The following is a 1,939-nucleotide window of genomic DNA, read 5'->3' on the forward strand; positions in this document are numbered from 1 at the left end:
ACACCCGCATCCCGGGCGTTTTCGATGACGTCTATGACTCGCAGAAGCAGGAGTTCAACGTCAAACTCGGTGACGAGTTGCGCGTGCGCACGGAGGCGTCGGGAAGCAAGTGGCTCGTGTACAAGGCGACCGATTTCCACTCGCCGACGAAGGAGGACCTCGCCGTCGACGACGCCGTCTGGGGCACCGAGCCGACGCCCGGCCGATTGTTGCTGCTCACATGTCTCCGCGCCGTCGAACCGGACGCGCCTGCCTTGCATAATGCGGTGGTTGGCTACCAGTTCGATCGCGTCGAGGACAGTGACGGGATGAGCTGACGGGATGAGCTGGACCGTCAGGCCTCGTCGGGCCGGTTTTCCTTCTTCCACGTGCGGAATCCCTCTTCGGTGCGGCCGACGCGCCAGTACCCGGAGATCGAGGCCCCGCGAACCTGGATGCCGGCGTCCTTCAGCATCGGTCGGATGCGTTTCATCACCGCGTTCGCTTCGCCGTGGACGAAGACCTGGACGCCGGCCGGATCGAAGCCCGTCCGGGACTCGAGCTTTCCGACGACCGCCGTGGTCATCTCGACCAGCGCATCTCCGGGAGCCGCGTCGGGGCCCGAGGCCGGGGTCACGTGCGTGATCGATGCGCCGGGATGATTGTCGATGAGGTCGACGTCCGCGTAGTCGGGCGCCTCGACCACGACATCGGCGATCGCATCGTCGGGCAGGGCCTTGACCGCAGCGGCGATCGCCGGAATCGCGGTGGCGTCACCGCAGATCAGATGGCGGACGGCCGAGGGGTCGGGGGAGTAGGCGCCACCGGGGCCGCGGGCTTCGATGACATCGCCGGGGCGAGCGGAGAGGGCCCATCGGCAGGCGATGCCCACGGCGGATGCGTCGGACGTCGAATCTCCGGAGTCTTGGTTCTCACCGGATGCTGCCGGCTCGAGATCGCCGTGCAACGCGAAGTCGATCGCCAGCGAAGCGTCGTCCTCGTCGACCGAGTGCACGGTGTAGGTGCGCATCGTCGGAGGAGCAGCGGAAGCGTCGTCGGTGCCTTCGGCGCTGTCGGTGCCGGCGGTGCGGGAGTTGGTGGGAGTCGGGTCGGCGAAGAGCAGCTTCACGTACGCGTCGGTGTTCGGGCTCTCGACGAAGGGCGTGATGTCCGAGACTTCGAAGCGCACCCGTTGGATGGTCGGGGAGACCCGGTCGGATGCGGTGACGGTGAACGTGGAAGTGATTCGAGCCATAAAGGAACCATAGCCTAACCTTGCTCGTTGAGAATGGGGTGATTGCAATGGGATCGCCAAAAGGGGATGGCTAGAACGGGATTGAGGGGTCCGGCCCCAGCGGCGCCGGTGGTACCGGCACCATCGACCCGTCCACATCAAGGCTTGCCCTGCGGCACGTCGGCCCCTCGCTTCCCCAGCGCCAGACCCCTCCCGCCGGCACCGACTGCCGCGACCACAACTCGTCGTCGACCGTCGGCCACCCATCATCGGCGGCGTCGGCCAGCGCCCTCGCCTCCGCCGCGGTGTCCGGGTCGGCGGAGTTCAGCGGCCCGGCGATGAACTCCGCCAGATCCTCCTCGTACCGCCTGGTCTCCCTCGCGTGCTTGCGCAGCGCCGCATCGATCTCCGCCCGCCTCAACACCTCGGCTGCATCGGCTTGGGCACGCAGCTTTTCTTCGTTGTCCCGGTGGATCGTCGACGCCACCCTGGTTGCCCGCTGATCGAAGGTCTGCCGCTTCACATGCGCGATCGGACCATGCGGAACCGTCGTGGCAAATGCTGCGCCGGTGTGATCGACCCACGTCACCGACCCATCGTCATGCATGACTGCGCGCCAGTGCTTGCTGGTCTTGAGGTTGTGGTGGTGCTGACACAGGCACTGCAAATTCCATGTGGCCGTCACGCCGAGATTGTTCTCGCCATCGCCGGCGATGAACGCCGTGC

The 1,939-nt window shown here is 66.5% G+C and carries 1 protein-coding gene and 2 pseudogenes; 1 reads left to right on the forward strand and 2 read right to left on the reverse strand.

All coding sequences use genetic code 11. The annotated features are described in order from the left end of the window. Nucleotides 1-317, forward strand: a pseudogene (locus GX015_RS05140) (hypothetical protein); the annotation flags it as partial. A gap of 17 nt (nt 318-334) precedes the next feature. On the opposite strand, the gene GX015_RS05145 reads toward GX015_RS05140, so the two are convergent. Both GX015_RS05145 and GX015_RS05150 read right to left on the reverse strand, forming a co-directional pair. Next, nucleotides 335-1,234 (reverse strand): siderophore-interacting protein, encoded by a 900-nt coding sequence (locus GX015_RS05145; protein ID WP_291343304.1) that lies wholly within the window; start codon nt 1,232-1,234, stop codon nt 335-337. Between the two features lie 70 nt (nt 1,235-1,304). Further along, nucleotides 1,305-1,939: pseudogene (locus GX015_RS05150) on the reverse strand (hypothetical protein); the annotation flags it as partial.

It is taken from the genome of Corynebacterium sp. (assembly GCF_012837295.1).
Taxonomy (GTDB): domain Bacteria; phylum Actinomycetota; class Actinomycetes; order Mycobacteriales; family Mycobacteriaceae; genus Corynebacterium.